Source organism: Alphaproteobacteria bacterium, from assembly GCA_039980135.1.
Taxonomy (GTDB): domain Bacteria; phylum Pseudomonadota; class Alphaproteobacteria; order UBA6615; family UBA6615; genus UBA8079.
Map to the genome: position 1 here is coordinate 690,366 of JBDXCV010000009.1, position 17,159 is coordinate 707,524.

At 62.1% G+C, this 17,159-nt stretch carries 15 protein-coding genes; 3 read left to right on the top strand and 12 right to left on the bottom strand.

Features of this window, described 5'->3' with window-relative positions; all coding sequences use genetic code 11:
• The first annotated feature begins 209 nt into the window (after positions 1–209).
• Positions 210–2,381 (top strand): hypothetical protein, encoded by a 2,172-nt coding sequence (locus tag ABJ363_13765; GenBank protein ID MEP4380065.1) that lies wholly within the window; start codon positions 210–212, stop codon positions 2,379–2,381.
• Between the two features lie 15 nt (positions 2,382–2,396).
• Here the strand turns inward: ABJ363_13765 and ABJ363_13770 are convergent, their stop codons facing one another.
• From ABJ363_13770 to ABJ363_13785, 4 genes are all read right to left on the bottom strand, one after another.
• The gene (locus ABJ363_13770; protein ID MEP4380066.1) at positions 2,397–3,074 is read right to left on the bottom strand and encodes a DUF1194 domain-containing protein; all 678 of its coding nucleotides are present in this window, start codon (positions 3,072–3,074) and stop codon (positions 2,397–2,399) included.
• Positions 3,075–3,188: 114 nt separating this feature from the next.
• The gene (locus tag ABJ363_13775) at positions 3,189–4,274 is read right to left on the bottom strand and encodes an AI-2E family transporter (protein MEP4380067.1); all 1,086 of its coding nucleotides are present in this window, start codon (positions 4,272–4,274) and stop codon (positions 3,189–3,191) included.
• 13 nt (positions 4,275–4,287) lie between these two features.
• Entirely contained in the window at positions 4,288–6,060 is a 1,773-nt protein-coding gene (locus ABJ363_13780; GenBank protein MEP4380068.1) for an SLC13 family permease, read from the bottom strand.
• Between the two features lie 17 nt (positions 6,061–6,077).
• Positions 6,078–6,572, bottom strand: a complete 495-nt coding sequence (locus tag ABJ363_13785; GenBank protein ID MEP4380069.1) for an MgtC/SapB family protein — start codon at positions 6,570–6,572, stop codon at positions 6,078–6,080.
• Positions 6,573–6,681: 109 nt separating this feature from the next.
• On the opposite strand from ABJ363_13785, the gene ABJ363_13790 reads away from it, so the two are divergent.
• Complete coding sequence (locus tag ABJ363_13790; GenBank protein MEP4380070.1) at positions 6,682–7,227, top strand: carboxymuconolactone decarboxylase family protein; 546 nt, start codon at positions 6,682–6,684, stop codon at positions 7,225–7,227.
• Between the two features lie 15 nt (positions 7,228–7,242).
• Here the strand turns inward: ABJ363_13790 and ABJ363_13795 are convergent, their stop codons facing one another.
• The 3 genes from ABJ363_13795 to ABJ363_13805 are packed head-to-tail and all read right to left on the bottom strand — an operon-like array spanning position 7,243 to position 10,361.
• A complete protein-coding gene (locus ABJ363_13795) occupies positions 7,243–8,424 on the bottom strand; it encodes an acetyl-CoA C-acyltransferase (protein MEP4380071.1) in 1,182 nt (393 codons plus the stop codon).
• Positions 8,425–8,450: 26 nt separating this feature from the next.
• Positions 8,451–9,032: a YciI family protein gene (locus ABJ363_13800; GenBank protein ID MEP4380072.1), complete on the bottom strand. Its 582-nt coding sequence runs from the start codon at positions 9,030–9,032 to the stop codon at positions 8,451–8,453.
• Positions 9,033–9,044: 12 nt separating this feature from the next.
• Complete coding sequence (locus ABJ363_13805) at positions 9,045–10,361, bottom strand: amidase (GenBank protein ID MEP4380073.1); 1,317 nt, start codon at positions 10,359–10,361, stop codon at positions 9,045–9,047.
• A gap of 137 nt (positions 10,362–10,498) precedes the next feature.
• On the opposite strand from ABJ363_13805, the gene ABJ363_13810 reads away from it, so the two are divergent.
• On the top strand, positions 10,499–10,816 hold the full coding sequence (locus ABJ363_13810; protein MEP4380074.1) for a hypothetical protein: 318 nt from the start codon (positions 10,499–10,501) through the stop codon (positions 10,814–10,816).
• Between the two features lie 16 nt (positions 10,817–10,832).
• Here the strand turns inward: ABJ363_13810 and ABJ363_13815 are convergent, their stop codons facing one another.
• The 5 genes from ABJ363_13815 to ABJ363_13835 form a co-directional block, all read right to left on the bottom strand.
• A complete protein-coding gene (locus ABJ363_13815; GenBank protein MEP4380075.1) occupies positions 10,833–12,605 on the bottom strand; it encodes an ABC transporter ATP-binding protein in 1,773 nt (590 codons plus the stop codon).
• Entirely contained in the window at positions 12,602–13,483 is an 882-nt protein-coding gene (locus ABJ363_13820) for an ABC transporter permease (GenBank protein MEP4380076.1), read from the bottom strand. The genes ABJ363_13815 and ABJ363_13820 overlap by 4 nt, the downstream gene beginning before the upstream one ends.
• Position 13,484: 1 nt before the next feature.
• On the bottom strand, positions 13,485–14,513 hold the full coding sequence (locus tag ABJ363_13825) for an ABC transporter permease (GenBank protein ID MEP4380077.1): 1,029 nt from the start codon (positions 14,511–14,513) through the stop codon (positions 13,485–13,487).
• Between the two features lie 14 nt (positions 14,514–14,527).
• Positions 14,528–16,147 carry an ABC transporter substrate-binding protein gene (locus ABJ363_13830; protein ID MEP4380078.1) on the bottom strand — a complete coding sequence of 540 codons (1,620 nt, stop codon included), beginning with the start codon at positions 16,145–16,147 and terminating at the stop codon, positions 14,528–14,530.
• Between the two features lie 330 nt (positions 16,148–16,477).
• On the bottom strand, positions 16,478–17,020 hold the full coding sequence (locus ABJ363_13835) for a hemerythrin domain-containing protein (protein ID MEP4380079.1): 543 nt from the start codon (positions 17,018–17,020) through the stop codon (positions 16,478–16,480).
• Positions 17,021–17,159: the final 139 nt, after the last annotated feature.

The window sequence follows — 17,159 nt, forward strand, 5'->3', positions numbered from 1 at the left end:
CTGTATCTCCGCAAACGGCGCCCCGGCGACGCTGCGATCACGCAGTCGCAGGGGTCGAATACCTACTCTTGTATTCCTGGGTTGAAGATTGGTTAATTTCCGATAACCAAGATTTATAAAATGCCCGGAATGCTAAACGGAGTTTAAACCCCGGCGCGCTAGGGTTTCGGCTGGAAACGTTACGAACCCTCAACCCCGGAGCGCGGCTTGTGGCCGATCGCGAGCCCTTGAAAGATCTGTACGACGGCGACCTGAAGCACGGCGATGGGCGCGATTTCGACGCGCACGACGGCGATATTCGCGACGGCGAGCTTTGGATCGGTGACGAAAGGAAAACGGTCCACCGCGAGGAATCGACCGCGTCGAAGCAGGCCGCGATCACGACCAACAGCAACGTCCGCCCCACGGCAGACGCGACCAATGCAAACCTGCACACCGGCACTGTCGCGCAGGAACCCGGCACCGCGGAGTCCGGCGCCCATGCGCCGGTGCAGGACGAACAATCCGGCTCGGCCGACGAAGCGGTCCTCGACGACGAAGCGTTGCCCGGCCGTGGCGCCGCGACCGCTCCACCGAGCAAACCGAACGCGCCACCGTCATCCGAAACCGCCGCACGTGCCCTATCAGCCGACCCCGATGGCGAACCGGCCCCGCCCGTCCCGGACGCGGTGCCCGCAACCGAACCGGATACAAGCCGGCCGCCGACGCGAATGACGGCGGAAGAACCGCAGAACACCAGTGTCGCTCCCGCACCGAATATCTTCGCGGGCAGCGCCGAACCCGCCACCCCGGCGACGGAACCACCCTTCGATCCCGGGCCGGGACCTATTTCCGAACCACCGGACGAGACCGCGAGCACACCCTCCCTGCGGATCGGAAGCGCGTCCGTTTCGGCCGTGGGCTTCAGCCCCGGGAACGGCACCGGCACGGGAACGGCGGGTGACGATGTCCTACAAGGCGGTGCCGGCGACGATTCGATCGACGGCGGCGACGGAAACGACACCCTGTACGGCGACAACAACCCGGCCAGCCTCCTGAACGCCAGCCTGAACATTTCCGCGTCTCTAACCGATACGGACGGCTCGGAAACCCTCTCCATTCTCATCGAGGGCGTACCGGTAGGCGCGGCGCTTTCCGCAGGCACCGACAATGGGGACGGCAGCTGGACGCTGAGCGAGGCTCAGTTGGCGAAACTGACGATTGCCGTGCCCCAGGGGACAGCCGACTTCGACCTGACCCTAACGGCCACGGCCACCGAGTCGAACGGCGGTGACACGGCAAGCAGCAGCACCACGATCTCGGTTGTGGTCGACCCTGGCCGGGACGGTGACGACACCATCGTCGGCGGGACCGGCAACGACACGATCTACGGACAGGGCGGCGACGACACGATAAGCGGCGGCGCGGGCGCAGACACCATCGACGCCGGGTCCGGCGACGACATCATTCACGCCAGCGGCGGCGGGGATACGATAGACGGCGGCGCCGGGTCCGACACGATCAACTACTCCGCCGCCGCATCCGGCGGATCGGTCAACCTCTCAACCGGAACAGACAGCACCGGCGCCACGATCAGCAACATCGAGAACCTGGTTGGATCGAACAGTGGTGACACGCTCGTCGGCAACGGTGAGGCGAATGTCCTGTCGGGCGGCGGCGGAAATGATACATTGAGCGGCGGCGCGGGCAACGATAGGCTCCGTGGCGGAGACGGAAACGACATCCTCGCCGGCGGCGAAGGGGCCGACACGCTTAACGGCGGAGCGGGAATCGACACCGTCGTCTATGCCGACGCGACAAGCGGCGTCACCGCCTCGCTGGGCGGCGTCGGCAACATTGACATCGCAAACCTCAATGACGAGGCGGACGGTGACCAGATCACCAATGTTGAGAACCTCATTGGCTCCGGCCACAACGACAGCCTGACCGGCAACAGCGACGCGAACCTGATTCGCGGCGGCGGCGGCAACGATTCGATCATGGGCGGTGCCGGAAACGATACGCTCGTCGGCGGAAGCGGGAACGACACGGTCTCCGGCGGCAGCGGAAATGACACTATTTCCGGTGGCGACGGCAACGACACGCTTCGCGGCAATACCGGCGACGACGTGCTCAGCGGCAATGCCGGCGACGATCTGTTCCTCTATTCGTCTGGCGACGGAGACACCGCCGTCCACGGCGGCGCCGGCTGGACCGACACCCTGCGCATCGACGCGCCGTCTGCGGGCGGGACCAACTGGACCATCGCCTTCGACGGCGGGTCGTCCGTCAACAGCGTGAAGGACGGCTATGCGGACCTGACCGCCGACGCGTCGGGCACCATCACCTACAGCGACGGCAGCGTCATCACGTTCGACGGCCTCGAGAAAATCGAGTGGTAACGCCCGCTCGCCGCGCTAGTTCCCGGCAAAGGTGACGCGCCCCCCCGTCGGCAAACCGGCGATCTCCGGCGGCGCGATGCCGGCGACCTCGAGGATCATCTTCTTCAGCACCGCCTCGGCAAAGCTGATCGTCTCGTCGACCGTGACGACGAACGCCCCGGTGCCGCCGATGATCTGTTCACGAAACTCCGCCTCCAGCGAGACCGCGCGCAGAGGCCGCGTGCTGCCGGGCCGGCTGATCGCCAGTCCGTTGATCGTAATCCCGGCCGAGATCGCATTGTCACGCGCGAGGAACAGCGGCATGCCGCCGATATTCCCGGCGTCGGCGGAGATGTCGATGATCCGCCGCAGGCCTTGATGGGAATTGGTCTGAATCAGATTCTGGGAGTAGGCGATGGCATTGCTGATCGAGTTGTAGCCCCATGCCTGACGCGGTGCATCGACCAGCGCCGCGCCAAATGCGGCGGCCGATTCAGGGCCATCGATGACCGTCCAGTCCACGATCGTATGCTGGGATTGCGCGCTTCCCCACTCGACATAGGCGATGATGCTTTTGCCGTGGATACCCCCGGTCAGCAGTTCCAGGACGCGCGGGTTGCGCACCGCGTTCGCATATCCTTCGCGCTGCAGACGCAGTTCCGCATCATCGATCGAGCCCGAACCGTCGGCCGCCAGGACCAGTTCGAGGTCCACGGGCTCCTGGGCTGACGCCAAGTTGACCGGCGCGAGCAAAAGTATCGCCGCCGCGATCAATCTAACACCCGGACCAAATATCATTTCACACCCGCTAATTATGTGATGAGTGAACTAACCCGATTTCTCTGTTCCGGGCAGGATAGCAGCAAAGGCCGTTCGATATATCTGCAACGTTGTCAGGAAAACCGCCGCCAGTATTGGTCCCACCACAATCCCGACGACACCGAACGCCGCAATGCCTCCGAAGATCGACAGCAAGACAAGCAGGTCTGGTATCTGGGTCTCCTCACCAACCATCCAGGGGCGCAGAATATTATCAACCAACCCCACCACGAGAACACCCCAGACAAGCAGGCCGATGGCGGCGAACGTCTGCCCCACCGAAAACAGATAGATCACGGCCGGAACCCACACGATCGCCGACCCCAGACCGGGAATTGCGGAGAATATCAGGACGGCGGTCCCCCAGAACGCGGCACCCTGAATACCGAGAACCCAGAACGCGAGACCGACCAGCAACCCCTGCAAGACCCCGATTACCAGAATGCTCTTGAGTGTCGCCTTGGTGACGGTCAGACCGCGGTCGATCAATCCATCGCGATCGTCAGAATCGAGGGGAAGATAACGCAGTGCCGAATCCAGCAAATCCGGCCCCCGCATCAGAAAAAAGAACATCGCGTAAAAGAAGACGAACAAATTCAGGAGAACCGTGACGGTGCCACGCGTCGCGTCGCGGATGCTATTGAACAGAAACTGCCCCGCACCGCCTGCCAACTCTCCCAGCTTCGCGATGATCTGCGTCTTGTAGGGCTCAAGCTGATCGTGAAAAGGAAGCCATGCCGGCAGATCGAGCGCCACGGAGCCGGGTGTGCGAACCTGGTTCTCGATCCAGGGCGATACCGCCTTGCTGATCGCCAGCGCCTCGCTGGCGACCAGTCCGGTAATCGCCAGCACCGGTATGCCTACGGCGGTCGCCACGATCGCGATCACCAGCCCTGATGCCACCGAAGGATGCACACGCAACCCGGTCCGTACCTTTGTGTAAAGAGGATGCAGCAGCGCGCTGAAGATGACGGCCATGAGAACCGCAAGCAGGAAATTCCGGATCAACCCGGCGAATGCCAGGCAAACCACGATGGTAAATGCGAGCACAAATGCGGCCCGGTAGCGTTTATGCAACTGTTCTATTTCACTCATCGAACCGCACGGATTACAGAGACCAGAACAAGAGAATAGCCGGACTGCCAACCAGAACCGCAACTAAAGAAACCGGCAGACCCAACTTCCAATAGTCACGAAACTCATAACCCCCGGGCCCCATCACCAGGAGGTTCGACTGGTGCCCGATCGGGGTCACGAAAGCACAGGAACTGCCGATGGCCACGGCCATCAGGAACGGGTCCGCGCTGACGTCCAGCCCGTTCGCGATGTTGATCGCGAGCGGTGCCATCAGGATTGCGGTCGCCGCGTTGTTGACGACATTCGACAATGCGATGGCGATGATCATCAGCAGCGGCACGACCAGCAATGCCGGTGAAGCCCCCATCAGCCCGACGATAGACTGTCCGATCAACTGGGTGACCCCGGTGCTGTCGAGGGTGGCGCCAACGGGGACCAGCGCACCGAGCAACACGATGATCGGCCAATCGATGGCGTCATACATCTCGCGCATCGACAGGAAATTCGCCAACACCATGAGCACAGCCGCCAGCGACAGTGATACCTGGATCGGCACCACACCAACCGCACTGGCGATGAGGGCCGCACAAAACACAAGAATGGGCACCGGTGAAAAACTGCGCCGAATCGCGACGCCACGCTGTTCCAGCGGGAGACATTCCAGCGCCGCACAGGTCTCGCGGATCGTATCGCTGTCACCCTGCACCAACAGGACATCGCCCACACGCAGACGCACATGGCCAAGCCGGGTGCGGATACTCGCGCCCTGACGGGCAACTCCCAGGAGATTGATACCGTAGGAAGAGCGCAGCCTTATTCCCGCCGCGGTGCGGCGTTCCAGCCGCGAGCCCGGAAGCACGACAACTTCCGCATTGACCACATCCTCGGATGAGAACAGGTCGGCACCGAAATGACGCTCGGCGGTGATCCGGGCGCCCGTCTTGTCCATGAACGCGCGCAGGGAGTCCGGGTCGGCTTCGACGATGAATGTGTCTTCGGGCCGGATGCCGACATTGCCATGGGGTGACAGGATACGCTCGCCATCGCGAATCATCGCGACGACGGCGATGTCATCGTCACCGGCTTCGCGAAACACCCGCAACCGCTCCCCGGAGAATGCGCTATCTTCCGGAACCGCGAGTTCGGTCAGATAGGGTTCGAGCTGCGCGTAGACGTCGGCGTCGGAATTGCCGCCCCGGATCGGAATCAAAAACCGCGCGAACCCTGCGATCACAAGCAACCCTGCGAGCGCAACCAGAAGTCCGACCGGGGTGAAATCGAAAATGCCGAATGACTCGCCCATTGCCTCCTGACGGAACGTCGCGATAATGATATTCGGCGGCGTGCCGATCATGGTGAGCAGGCCGCCCAGGATCGAGCCGAAGGCGAGCGGCATCAGAAAATAGCCAGGATGCACCCCGATGCGGCGCGCCACCTGAAGCGCCACCGGCAGCATGAGCGCCAGCGCCCCGATGTTGTTCATGAATGCGGACATCACCGTGACCGCACCGGTTTGCAGCATCATGGATATAACCAGGCTCGATGACGCCTGCGTAATGCGCGCCGCAATGATATCGACGATCCCGGCCTTCTCCAGCGCGGCGCTGATCACGAGCATCGCGGCCACCGTGATGATCGCCGGATGACCGAAGCCCCGGAACGCCTCGCTGTCTGGGATCACCCCCAGCAAAACCAGCGCGAGAAGCGAAACAAGTGCCACGAGGTCGTACCGCCAATGCCCCCAGGCGAAAAGAACAAGCGTCAGGGCAAGCGTCGCGACAACCGCGATCTGGTTAAAATCCATCGGCACCATCCCTGCGGCTATGTCTTGCCATTCATGTCTTCGGTGTTCTCATCGATTTCCGCGCGCAGCATGCCGAAAATCACAAAAATTACGACCGCAACAGCCGCGGCAAGCAACGCATAGATATACAGACCGAACCCGACCGACATCCCAATTCCGCCCGCCATCCAGATCCCGGCTCCGGTCGTGCTGCCAATCAAGCCGCCGTCCGCACGCGATTGAATGATTGCGCCGGCACCCAGGAAGCCGATGCCCCCGATAACCCCCTGCATGACACGGCTGACGTCCACTTGCGCAATGCCGTTTGCGGTGAGAGGTCCGAGCCCGAGTTCCAGAACCAGCATGGCGAAAAGACAAGAACCGGCAGAGACCATCATGAAGGGACGGAAACCCAGAGGCTTGCTCTTCACAGAACGTTCAAACCCGACCGCGAACCCAAGTCCGGCGGCCAACACCAACCGCAACAGAATCTCCCATATCTCCAGATAATATGTCGCAAACATTTCGCTCATCTCGGTTTACTCCGTTGGGCTCACCCGTTTCGGCCCGCTGGACGGGCCAACATTCCTTCGGACCGGTAGAACCTGTATTCTTGGTCCCCACACAACAATGTAGGCCATCATGCGAATCTCCGAAATTGATCCCGACGCTCTTACACCCGAACAGAAAGAAATCTACGACCGGATCACTGCCGGCCCGCGCGGCCAGGTCCGCGGTCCTTACCATGCCTATCTCCTTCATCCCGGGGTCTGCGAGGGAGTCGAGCGGATGGGACATTTCCTGCGTTTCGCGGCGACCCTGCCCGGAAACCTGCGCGAGCTCGCAATCCTGGTTGTCGGGCGCCACTGGAAGGCCGAATTCGAATGGTTCGCGCACGCCCCCATCGCCGTCCGCGAAGGCCTGTCCGAAGACATCGTCGAAGCCATCCGCGCCGGCACCCCGCCCAACTTTGGCAATGACGACGAGGCGGCCGTCTACGGTTTCGTGCGCGCGCTGCTCGAGAGCGGACGGGTCGACGACGATATCTATGCCGATATGAAGTCGCGCTTCGGCGAGGATGGCATCGTCGAACTGACGGGGATCGTCGGCCACTACACGGGCGTGGCGATGACGCTCAACAGCTTCGAGATCGTCCCACCCGAGGGCGAACGACCGGACTTCCCCTAGCCGACAACAACGTTCCTAGAATATCTCGAACAGCCCGGCGACGCCCATGCCGCCGCCGACGCACATCGTCACGACGGTATTCTTGGCACCGCGGCGATGCCCCTCGATGAGCGCATGCCCGGTCATCCGGTTGCCGCTCATGCCATACGGGTGCCCGATCGAGATCGAGCCGCCGTCAACATTGTATTTTTCCGGGTCGATGCCCAGCGTGTCACGGCAGTAGAGGGCCTGGACCGCGAACGCCTCGTTCAACTCCCACAGATCGATGTCATCCACCGTGAGACCATTGCGTTCCAGCAGGCGCGGCACGGCGAACACCGGCCCGATGCCCATTTCGTCGGGCTCGCAACCCGAAACGGCCAGCCCGAGATAACGCCCGAGCGGCTCGAGCCCGCGCTGTTCGGCGAGCTTCTCGTCCATCACCACGCACGCGCTGGCGCCATCCGACAACTGGCTGGCATTTCCCGCCGTGACCGACCCACCCTCGCGCACGGCGTCCAGACCGGCCAGGCTCTCCGTATTCGTCGTCGGCCGGTTGCACTCGTCGCGATCGAGGGTGACGGCCTTCTCGCTCACCTCGCCGGTCTCCCGATCCTTGACCAGCATGGTCGTCTCGACCGGAATGATCTCGTCGTCGAAGCGCCCGGCCTGCTGGGCTGCTGCGGTGCGCAGCTGGCTCGACAGGGCATACTCGTCCTGGCTCTCCCGGCTGACGCCATAACGATCGGCCACGGTCTCGGCCGTGTCGAGCATGACCATGAAGATTTCGGGCTTCACCTCGCGCACATGGGGATCCTCGACCCGCATATCGGCCTGATGGGCCGGATCCAGGGCGCTGATCGCCTCGATCCCGCCGGCCACGGCGACGGGCACCTTGTCCATCACCACCCGGTTCGCGGCGGATGCGATCGATTGCAGCCCCGACGAGCAGAAACGGTTGATCGTGGCCGCTCCCGCGGTCACCGGGATGCCGGCCCAAAGCGCGGCATGGCGAGCGAAATTCTGTCCGGTCGCACCCTCGGGGTTGGCGCAGCCCATCAGCACATCCTCGACCATGTCGGGCTCGATCCCGGCACGTTCGACGGCGTTCTTGATCGCGATCCCGCCCAGCTTCGCCGGTGTGGTGTTGTTGAAAGACCCACGATAGGCCTTCCCGATCGGGGTCCGGGCAGTGGACACAATGACGGCACTGGTCATGATTTGATCTCCTAGAAGCGACTGGCCTAGACGTGGCCGAAGCGCCAGCGTTCGATGGTGAGACTGCGACCCTCGGAGCCGCGCGACAGGGGCTCATCGGCAAGGAATGCATCCGCATCCGGCCGGTCATCCGCATCGATCACGTACAACGCGCCCGCAACGTCAGCACGCGCATCGTCCAGCAGCGCGCCGGCAAACACGATTCGTGCTTCATGGCGCGCCAGGAATTCCGACACATCCCCGGAGGCCCGGTCCGGCAAAAGCGGGTCGGTGCGTGCGATGACGATGAACTGGGTCCGGCCATCGGTCTGTGCATAGTCGCGTTGGCGCATATCCGTCCAGGGCTGCAGCGGTTCGATATCGATCCGGCGAAAAATCTTCGCCGTCGTATAGGGGTCGGTGTCGATATAGGTCTTTGCGGCGGCATGGTCGGGGAAATCAACGACCCGGAAACTGCCATTGGCGTTCGATCCGTCGCCGACCATCATCGGCCCGGAATACCAGGTCTCGGCCTTGAACTTGTCGAGATGCTCGATATGCGCGGCGATGGTCGCCTCGCGGGTTGCTGCCATGTCCGGCTTGGACACGCATTTTATCATCCATTCCATGGGGAAAGCCTCTCAACCAGTATGCGGGACCGCCTCGGACAGGCGTGGGGCGACCCGCGCCATATATCGATCATAACCCGGCGCGCCGGCCAGCAGCATGCCGATCGGCATCTCACCCGCGTCCAGGCCAGACGGCATCGACACGACGGGGCCGCCAAGCGCGGTCCAGGGTGCGATGAAACGTCGGTCGCCGGTCCATTCGAGACCCGCCGGCGCCGTGGCCGGGGTCGCCGGCCAGAGCACCAGGTCGGTCGGCTTGACGACATCGTAAAACGCCGCGCGCATGGCATCGATCTGGCGCCGCTCGGCCTGATAAACATCGTCGTCGATCTCATTGCCGTCGATGACCGACTGGCGCAACACCGCGCCGACCTGATCCTCGGGAAACTCCAGCAATCCGGCATGCACGCGCGCCAGTTCATAGACGGTCGTATGTCCCTGCAACTCGTTGATATCCTCGAGCGAAATAGGGGAATCCATTTCCAGCACTTCATGGCCTGCATCGCCCAGCCGGGCGGCCACATCATCCCGCGCGGCCATGATCTCGTCGCTCGCTTCCGCCAGGAACGGGTCATTCATGACGACAACCCGGACGTCTCCGTCGAGTCCCGCATCCGGCCGGCCATGGGGTGGCCGGACCGCGTCATAGAGATAGCAGGCATCCGCGACCGACCAGCCGAACAGGCCCGGCGTGTCATAGACCGGTGCAAGCGGTGCAATGCCATAGGTGGCCATGCTGCGGGTGGAGGGCTTGAAGGCGGCAATCCCGCAATAGGCCGCGGGCCGATTTACCGATGCCACGGTCTGGGTTCCAACGGCGGCGGGAACCATACCGGCGCCGACCGCCGCACCCGATCCGCTGCTCGAGCCGCCGGGGGTATGCCCAATATTGTGCGGATTGCGTGCCGGCGACGGGTCGTAATAGGCGAACTCGGTCGTGTGGGTCTTGCCAAGGATGATCGCGCCCGCGGCGCGCAACGCGGTCACAATCTCGGCATCGGCGGTTGCCGGTTGGGCGTCGGAACGGGTGCGACTGTTACAGCGGGTGGGCCAACCCGCGACATCACAGATGTCCTTGATGGCGACCGGCACACCGTGAAGCGGCCCTCGCAGCATCCCGTCATTGGCCTCGCGGTTCATCACGGCGGCGGCCGCCAGCGCCCCGGCGGAATCCACCGACACCCAGGCGATCACCTCGTCGTCGACATCCGCGATCCGGTCGAGACAGGCCTGCACCGCATCCGTCGGGGTACATCTCCCGGCGCGTATATCGGCGGCGATATCGACGACCCGTCCCGGTGAAGCCGCGAAGGAGACCTGTTCCGCCATGATGCCATTCCTCTCGTTCCGAACTGTGTATCAAGGCTAGCATATCCGGACCTGGACAGGCAGAATCGGGATCGGATCATCGTATGCGCAAAGAGCCGCGCAGACGTCCATAACCCGGATGAAGTCAGAGTTTCGTAATGTCGAGGAAAGCGTTCGTTCTCATCACTCTCGGACTGATCGTCCTGGCGGCATGCACGCACCGTCGGGAGTGGAAAACCTACGATGTAACAATCGAGACGAACCCGCCGGGCGCGCGCTGCAGTTTCGAACGCGACGGGCTGGTCACCCGCCCCGGCAAAACCACACCTTTCGACATCACGCTTACCAGTATCGCGTCTGACATCTCCGTGCGATGCGCGGTGTATGGCTATCATCCGGCCGTGACCACCGTCTCCGGGCGGTTCCGGGGCACCATCGAGTTCAACCTGACGCCGGACGCACAGGCGGAGCGCTAGGCATTAATGAGTGCCATCACCCGGCGAGCGAATCGTCCGCTGCGCGCGTCGGGTCGAAATGCGGGATCGCCGCAATGAGCGTTTTTGTGTAGGCGTCCTTCGGGCTGGTCAGGACTTCCGACGCGGTTCCCGATTCCACTATGCGGCCCTTGTTCATCACGATCACCCGGTCGCAAAGCAGCCGGACCACATTCAGATCATGGCTGACAAACAGATAGGTCATGCCCAGCTGGCGCCGTAGCCGATCAAGCAAGTTCAGCACAACCGCCTGAACCGAAACATCCAGCGCCGAGGTGGGTTCGTCGAGGACCAGAAGTTTGGGCCTGAGGGCGATTGCCCGGGCGATTCCGACGCGGGCCTTCTGACCGCCGGACAATTGATGTGGAAACCGGGTCAGCAAATGATCGGGCAAGCCCACCATGTCGGCCAATTGCCGGACCTCACCGTCGAGCGCCTCACGGTCCATCTTGCGACCGAGGCGCCGAAGCGGTTCGGCGATGGCGTCAAACGCCTTGAAGCGCGGGTTCAAACTTTCCGTCGGATCCTGGAATACCATCTGAATATCGGCGCGCAGGGAGTGGCGTGCGAACTTGCCCACGGGGATGTCACCAATGGGATGACCATCGAAGACGATCTCACCTTCGCTCTGGGCGAGCAGACGCATGATCATGCTCGACGTGGTCGACTTGCCGCAACCTGATTCGCCCACGAGGCCCACGGACTCACCTGCATCGATCGAGAAATTTATACCGTCCACGGCACGAAACACGGGCACGGGACCCCGCTTCGCAAACGGCCAGATGCCCGAACGTTTTTCGGCGGACTCGCCGCCCCGCAAGACCGGGAATTCCTTGACCAACCCCTTCACTTCCAGGAGAGGCAACTGCTTGGCACCACCTGACGGATGGAGATGCTCGACCTTTGCCGCGCCGTCACCCAACGCAACATTCTCGCCACCCGCACCTTCGCTCAGCTCCGCCAGGGTCGAATCCCGCCGCGGCGTCGCGCGGATCAGGCGCTTGGTATAGGGGTGTTCGGGATTGCGAAACAACGCATCCGTCGCGGCGCTCTCGATCACCTCGCCATGCTGCATGACGACGATGCGGTCGCAATATTGTGCCGCCAGCCCGAGGTCATGGGTAATCAGGATTGTGGCCATCCCCCGCGCCTTGGCGAGTTCCTGAACCAGGTCCATCGTCGTCTTCTGGGTCGTCACATCAAGACCCGTCGTCGGCTCATCGGCAATCAGAAGCGCCGGCTCGCAGGCCAGCGCGATCGCGATCATCACGCGCTGACACATACCGCCCGACAATTCGAAGGGGTACGACCAGTAGCGTTTCTCGGGATCGGTTATCCGAACCTGGGCCAGCAGTTCGACCGCCTTTGCCTGCAACGCATCGCGTCTTATCAGCGTATGGCGCCGCAATACATCCTCGATCTGATGCCCGACCGCACGGATCGGATTGAGCGCCGTGCGCGGGCTCTGGAAGATCATCGAAGCTTCCCGGCCGCGCAACTCACGCAGGTCCTTCTCCCGCGCGCCAATCATCTCGAAGCCGCCGAACACCGCCGAGCCGCCTGTTACCTTCCCCGCCCTGTCCAGAATACCCATGACCGAATAGGCAGTGACCGACTTTCCCGAACCGCTCTCACCGACCACGCCAAGGGTCTCACCCTTTCGCACGTCCAAACCCACGGACCTGAGAGCTGTGACGGCCCCCTCACGGGTGCGGAACTCGACCGTGAGGTCCTTGACGGCCAACAGGGGAATGGGCTTGCCGGCGCTCATGTGCGGCGCTGCGGATCGATCAGGTCACGCAGACCGTCCCCCAGAAGATTGAAGCAGAAGACCGCAAGCATCAGTGCCGCGCCGGGGAACAACGCCATCCACCATTCTCCCGAGACGATATAGGTCGCCCCTTCCGCCACCATGATTCCCCATTCCGGGGTCGGCGGCCGCACGCCCAATCCAATGAACGAAAGGCCGGCCGCGTTCAGGATCGCCCAACCGAGATTGAGGGACACCTGAACCATCATCGGCGGCAGAATGTTGGGATAGAGGTGGAACATCAACAGGCGCGCATCGGAGTTTCCGGCGAGCTTGGCCGCCGCCACGAATCCCGCATGGCGGCGCACATTCACCTCGGCACGCGCCACACGAACATAGAAGGGCAGATTGATGATCGCGGTCGCGTAGACGATGTTTTCAACGGTGTTGCCCAGGGCCGCGACGATGCCCATCGCCAGCACGAACAACGGAAAGGCCATGATCGTATCGGTGAACCGGCCAACCACCCGGTCGGTCCAGCCGCCATAATATCCCGCAAGGCTGCCGAGCACGCTGCCGATCGCGAACGAAATTGCCACAGCCGCCACGGCAATGATCAGATCCAGCCGCGTTGCGACGATCACGCGACTAAGCACATCGCGACCGAGGTTGTCTGTCCCGAACCAGTGCGCCCAGGACGGCGGCTTGAGCGCGTTGCCCGTCTCGCTGGCCAAGGGGTCATAAGGCGTGATCGCCGGCCCGAACACCGCAAATACGACCAGCATGAGGAACAGGCAGAAGGCGAATAGCGTGACCGGATTTTCAGCCATGACGTAGCGAAAATGCCGAATCCATTCGCCTGTACGGGATTCGCGGATATCGGCGGGTGCCGCGGTCATCTCAACCCTCGATTCCGACCCGCGGGTCGATCAGCGTGTAGAGAATATCAATCGCCAGGTTGAGCATCACGAAGAGGACCGCCATCGACAGGACGAAACCCTGCACGGCGGCGAAATCGGAGACGACCAACGCATTGACCGCAAAGGAACCGATGCCCGGCCAGGCAAAAACCTTCTCGACCAGAACATTGGCACCGAGCATGAACGAGAAAACCATGCCGAGGGTGGTCAGAATTGGTAGCAGCGCATTTCGAAACGCGTAGGTGTAGAGGATTGTCCGGCGTTCCAGCCCGTTGGCATTCGCCGTGCGGATAAACTCGCTGCCCAGCACCTGAAGCATCGACCCGCGCGTCATGCGCGCCAGCGGCGCGAGTACAAACATGCTCATGGTAATCGCCGGCAGAGCCAATTGCGCGAGCGCGGCTCCAAAGGTTTCGAAGTCGCCGATCAACAGGCTGTCGATCAGATAGAATCCGGTCACCCTGGGCGGTGCCAACGAAAATATATCGAGCCTTCCGATTGGGGATGGCACCACATCGACGACGAAGTAGAAGACATAGACAAAAAACAGGCCTGTGAAGAAAACCGGCAGCGAAACACCGGCCGTCACGACCACACGGCACAGATGGTCGATCCAGGAGTTCGGGCGCGTTGCCGCCAGAATACCCAGTGGCAATGCAATCGCAATCGCCAGCACCAAAGCCGTCAGTGTCAATTCGAGTGACGCCGGCAGGCGTTCGAATATCTCTTCGACAACCGGCCGCCCGGTGCTGATGGAAACCCCCAGATCGCCCTGGGCCAGATCGATCACATAACCCCAGAATTGCTCCGGAAGGCTGCGATCCAGCCCCAGCGCGGCGCGGATTTCGGCGATCGATTTTTCGTCCGCGGCGGGACCGGCAAAATAGGCCGCCGGATCACCCGGCAAGGCGCGCGTCAGCACAAACGTCACGATGACAATCCCGATCAGGGACGGCACTGCCTGCAGAAGCCGTCGCCCGATCAGAATCAACCTGCCGGTCCCGCCCATGGGCGTATCCGCCCCTAGCTTTTCTTTGCCAGGGCGCGAGCATCGAGCTGGCGATGGAACCAGTACTCGTAGCCCGCCACATTCTTCTGCGTCGCGACGTCGAGGAAGGGCTGATAGAAGGGAATCAACGGCACTTCGTCGAACGCAATCTCGATCATCCGCAACACGTTCGGCTTGTAAGCCGGGTCACCCACTTCGAGCTTGAGCGTGCTGTTGACGAGCGCCTCGACCTCGTCGTTCTTGTAGTTCATCGAATTGAACAGATGACCGTGCTGATACACCCAAAAGAAGTAGTAGTCGGCATAGTTCAGCCAACCGCCGAAATTCTTCAGATGCAGGGGCAGGGACTTCTCGACCAAAGCCTTGGTCCGCCAGTTGGCACCCGGAATCTTGTCGAGTGTCGACTTGATCCCAACCTTGGCGAGCCCTTCCTGAACGAGCAGCGCCGCGGGCTCCGACCAGTCGGCCAGACCGAGATTGAACGACAGCGGCACCTCGAAACCGTCCTTGTATCCGGCCTCGGCAAGAAGCTCTTTTGCCTTGTCATAGTCCGTATCGTAGGGGAACGGCTGCGGCCACTCCGTCGAGGTCGGTTTGAACGACGCGCCGCCGTTCATCTTTACACCCCGCCCGAAAGCGGCCGCCTCGAAGATGTCATCATAGGGGATCGAATAGGCGACGGCCTGACGCACCAGTTTCTTCTGGAACGGCTCGAAGTTCATGTTGAGGCCGAGCGCCGACATGGAATTCTCGATCGGTGCACCCTGCACCGAGACCTTGCCGGAGTCCGCCAGTTCACGAAAATCCTTCGCCGGCAGATCGAGCGAAACATCCGCATCGCCTTTTTCGAGCAACGCCCGGCGGGTCGAAGCCGACGGAACTTCACGAATGATCACCCGTTTGGCACCCGGAAGAGGTCCGCTCTTCCACTCGTCAAACCGTGTGTAGACCACCTGCTGGCCCGGGTCCCAACGCTCGAGCTTGAACGCACCGCCACCCAACGGCGTACGATGCAGATACTCGGCCGCCCAGGGGTCATCCGCCGTCGCGTGCTTCCTGGCTTCCTTCGAGTTGATGATGATCGGCACCGGGACCCCGAGATCCGGGATGGTCAGTTTTGATTTCTCGATGAAATCGATCTTGAAGGTCTGCGCATCCACGGCCGTGAATTGTTCCGGCTTCAACAGGGATCCGGCCTTCATCTGCACGGTCGGGAAACCGCCAACGGACACGGCGCGATCGAACGACCATTTCACATCCTCGGCGGTTACCGGCGAACCGTCATGGAAGGTCGCATCAGGCCGTAGTTTGAAGGTCACCGACATACCGTCCGGCGCGAGCGTCCAGCTCTCCGCCAACTCCGGCTCGATGGTTTCGAAATCATACATGGTGGTCCCGTTGGCCAGCGTCTTGGAGCCGTAACCGACCAGCCGGTCATACAAGTTCACGGCGATCGCATAGCTCGGACGATTGGTACCCTTGCGATGGATATCCATGCTGTTCGGGCCGTTTGCAAGCACCACGACAATCGTGTCATCGCGGCCCGCAGCGTATGCCGGCACATTCTTGAGCATCGGCAGCACGCCCGCGCCCATCAGCAATCCAGATGATTTCAGGAAGTCACGCCTCTTCATTACTGTACTCCTCTGTCAGACATCGCCGCTCCGAATTCATGAGTGGGTCCATTCATCGGTTTTGCGACGGATAGGTTGTGACCACGTGCCCGACACGGACCGCGCAGAACTCCGACGAGAGGTTTGCAAGAAGGTTGCCAACGATGATATCCGGGCAACCGCTTGTATTTTCATGATTTTCTTGACATGCCCGTCCGGGAGAGAGGTTTCATCTCTGCCCGTCGAATGACCACCGGCGTGACAACTGATTAATTTACATGCACTTGTCGCGCACAAACGGCGCCGGACCAGACCGTCGGCGTGGATAGCTGGTCGACACCGTATCGCCGGTCAGGCGTTGAGGAGTGCCTCGCCCAATGCCCGATAGCGGTCACGCGTCGCGGCACCAAACAGGGGATCGTCCAGATCCGGCAATCGCGCGGCGATGGCCGCACGGTCTTCCGCCGAGAGAGATTCTTCAGCGCGCGGGAAAAAATCCGAATCCTCAATGTCCATGTGGCGCCGGAGGGCCACGATGTACCGCCGGGCGCATTCGACAAACGCGTCGCGACGCATCGGTTGTTCCGCCGCAACCGCGACGGCCGCATCATGGAGTTCACGGGCCAGACGGGAAATCCTCGCATGCTCCGTCTCGAGTGCTTCCACCGATGATGCCGGGACCGCACCCGCTGCCTGCAGACCCTGAATCAGCAAATCCTCCACCGGGTGGTGGAACCGGTCGGGATATTCGAGCATGTACGCGGCGACGGCGGAAATCGTGTCCACGTCCGCATGGCCGCCCTCGGCCATTTTATCGACCTCACTCTCGAGCAACTGCATCAACGCACGCATATTCGCGTGGTCGTCCGCCAGTATTTGCAGGATGTCAGGCATCTCGCTCTCCCGTCGTGCCTGATAATCAGTAGAGTGGCGTGCCGGCGCCCGCCTTGACCGAAATCAATCCGGGCACTTGGCCGTCGATTGACAGGCACTATGCTGGGCCACGCACCGAATGATCATTTCCACACGCAGG

What these genes read in the sequence shown, in the direction of transcription:
- ABJ363_13830 (MEP4380078.1), bottom strand. Translation starts at nt 16,147, where the DNA reads ATGAAGAGGCGTGACTTCCTGAAATCATCTGGATTGCTGATGGGCGCG.
- ABJ363_13825 (MEP4380077.1), bottom strand. Translation starts at nt 14,513, where the DNA reads ATGGGCGGGACCGGCAGGTTGATTCTGATCGGGCGACGGCTTCTGCAG.
- ABJ363_13775 (MEP4380067.1), bottom strand. Translation starts at nt 4,274, where the DNA reads ATGAGTGAAATAGAACAGTTGCATAAACGCTACCGGGCCGCATTTGTG.
- ABJ363_13800 (MEP4380072.1), bottom strand. Translation starts at nt 9,032, where the DNA reads ATGGAATGGATGATAAAATGCGTGTCCAAGCCGGACATGGCAGCAACC.
- ABJ363_13815 (MEP4380075.1), bottom strand. Translation starts at nt 12,605, where the DNA reads ATGAGCGCCGGCAAGCCCATTCCCCTGTTGGCCGTCAAGGACCTCACG.
- ABJ363_13780 (MEP4380068.1), bottom strand. Translation starts at nt 6,060, where the DNA reads ATGGATTTTAACCAGATCGCGGTTGTCGCGACGCTTGCCCTGACGCTT.
- ABJ363_13820 (MEP4380076.1), bottom strand. Translation starts at nt 13,483, where the DNA reads ATGACCGCGGCACCCGCCGATATCCGCGAATCCCGTACAGGCGAATGG.
- ABJ363_13835 (MEP4380079.1), bottom strand. Translation starts at nt 17,020, where the DNA reads ATGCCTGACATCCTGCAAATACTGGCGGACGACCACGCGAATATGCGT.
- ABJ363_13785 (MEP4380069.1), bottom strand. Translation starts at nt 6,572, where the DNA reads ATGAGCGAAATGTTTGCGACATATTATCTGGAGATATGGGAGATTCTG.
- ABJ363_13790 (MEP4380070.1), top strand. Translation starts at nt 6,682, where the DNA reads ATGCGAATCTCCGAAATTGATCCCGACGCTCTTACACCCGAACAGAAA.
- ABJ363_13805 (MEP4380073.1), bottom strand. Translation starts at nt 10,361, where the DNA reads ATGGCGGAACAGGTCTCCTTCGCGGCTTCACCGGGACGGGTCGTCGAT.
- ABJ363_13795 (MEP4380071.1), bottom strand. Translation starts at nt 8,424, where the DNA reads ATGACCAGTGCCGTCATTGTGTCCACTGCCCGGACCCCGATCGGGAAG.
- ABJ363_13810 (MEP4380074.1), top strand. Translation starts at nt 10,499, where the DNA reads ATGTCGAGGAAAGCGTTCGTTCTCATCACTCTCGGACTGATCGTCCTG.